We start from the raw sequence: 2,159 nt of genomic DNA on the forward strand, positions 1-2,159 counted from the left end.
CATTTATGCTGTTATTAAAGGGTTCAAAGATAACACTAGAATTTAATTACAAACTAAAGCAAAAATAATTATAATTTTATTGTTTTAAGGATTTAACCAAATGGAGGCTTTATTAAAGTCGAAAGGAGGTTAAGATGAGTGAAGTTATCGTTTTTATTATAGCTTTAATCGTTCTTATTTTAGTAATAAAACACTAAAATAAGAACTCTCATAAAAAAACTAATTTTATTTTAAAAAAACCCTGCTTAGTTTATCCTTAAAACATAAGCCTTCATATTAGCAGGGTTGAGGGCTTGTTATAAAGATATTTGTTTTTATATAATATTATTTGCTAAGTTTGAACAATATTATTTTATCTTAAAGCTCTAAAAACTACATCATATAAAATTTTATTCACTTATAGATTAAAAGCTCACAAAACATAAAATAAATAAAAATAATCTTAAACTATATAAAAATGAAAAAGTTTAAAGAAGCTTTTATGTAAGAAATTTTCCTTTTAAATATAATTTGGCAATTTTAAATTAAAAGGAGGTTAAAATGGAAAAAATTGTTATCTTTATGATAACTCTAATTACTCTTATCTTAGTCATTAAAAACTAAGATAAGAGTAATTTGTTTTTTACAAGTGATTAATGTTGAGCTTGAGGGGTTAATTATTTTAAACTAGAAAACTCATACCTTTTTTGATATAAACAATCTTTATTTTATTACAAGGAAACATCAATGATATATGCTTATATAAGAGTTAGCACTGACAAACAAAACACTGAAAATCAAAAATTTGAAATACTTCAGTGGAGCAAAAGAAATGAAATTAAAATCAATTACTTTGTGCAAGAAGTTGTTAGCGGAAAAATAGCAATAGATCATAGGAATTTAGGAAGATTATTTAAAAAATTAAAAAATGGAGATTCATTAGTTGTTACAGAACTTTCAAGACTAGGAAGAAGTCTTTTAGATATTATGGAAAAATTGAACTGGTGCATTAAAAATAATATCACTATATATTCTATCAAGGAAAATTTTGCTCTTAATGACAATATCAACACAAAAGTAATTGCTTTTGCTTTTTCTTTATCAGCTGAAATTGAAAGACAATTGATTTCACAAAGAACTAAAGAGGCTTTAGCTAGAAAAAAAATGGAAGGTGCAATTTTAGGGCGTCCCAAAGGCAAAAAGAATAGAATCGAAGTAAATCCATGCTATCCAGCATTAAAACAAATTTTAAAATGGGATAAGCAAGGCTACTCACATTCAAAAATAGCAAGAAGAATAGGTGTTCATAGAGACACTTTAAGAAAATTTCTAATTACAATGGGATACACACATTTACTAAAAAGATATAAACCTGAGATTTAACTTTCTCTTTTAAGGGAAAAAATAGTGTGCTTTTAGTAGAATAAAAAAATTAAAAAATAACGAACGATAAATTTTAACAAAATATTCTAAAATTTATATTAATTATTTAATATATGTAATTAATTATTAAGTGTTTTGTTATCTAAGGACAATTTATGAATATAAAACTTAATATTCCTTATTCGGAAAAAGATAAATTGAAAGAATATGGAATAAAATGGAATCAAGAACATAAAACTTGGTATTTGCAAGATTATAAAAATTTAAACTATGTTTCAAGTTATTTAGAGAATAAAAATTTTACATTTTATGCAACTGAAACTTTAAATATTGTTCAGGGATTTATTAATTGCTGGAAATGTTCTAAAGTTATACCTGTATATGCTTTGGGAAGCTCTAAATTTATTTATAAAGAAAAAGGCGAATGGTTATTTCAGCCTAAATTTAAAATATTTAGAAATATAACTGCATATTCTGAAGATTTTTCTAATATTTTAAAACATATGAATATAAAATCTCTCGAAAAATCATTTTCAAATACAGCTGGAAGTTCTTATTTGATGAATAAATGCCAATGTTGCCAATCAAAACAAGGAGAGTTTTTCTTGTTTGAAGAAATAGATTCTATTTTTAGTCCTAACACTGTTAAAGAAGCACAACAACTAAAGATTTACGATTTTCCTTTATTATTTGATTTGGGTTTTACTGGAGAAATTATCGAGATACTTACAAGCGAGTGTTCAGATATTAATGCTTTAATTTGGTTTAATGCTGAGCGTATTAAAATCGTTAAATAA

At 24.5% G+C, this 2,159-nt stretch carries 2 protein-coding genes; both read left to right on the forward strand.

Annotation, left to right across the window (positions count from 1 at the left end):
- Positions 1 to 726: 726 nt before the first annotated feature.
- Positions 727 to 1,362: a recombinase family protein gene (locus L8W64_RS08760; RefSeq protein WP_147575416.1), complete on the forward strand. Its 636-nt coding sequence runs from the start codon at positions 727 to 729 to the stop codon at positions 1,360 to 1,362.
- A gap of 155 nt (positions 1,363 to 1,517) precedes the next feature.
- Positions 1,518 to 2,159 (forward strand): DUF5710 domain-containing protein, encoded by a 642-nt coding sequence (locus L8W64_RS08765; RefSeq protein ID WP_214100859.1) that lies wholly within the window; start codon positions 1,518 to 1,520, stop codon positions 2,157 to 2,159.

It is taken from the genome of Campylobacter sp. IFREMER_LSEM_CL1097, assembly GCF_025772225.1.
GTDB lineage: Bacteria > Campylobacterota > Campylobacteria > Campylobacterales > Campylobacteraceae > Campylobacter_D > Campylobacter_D lari_D.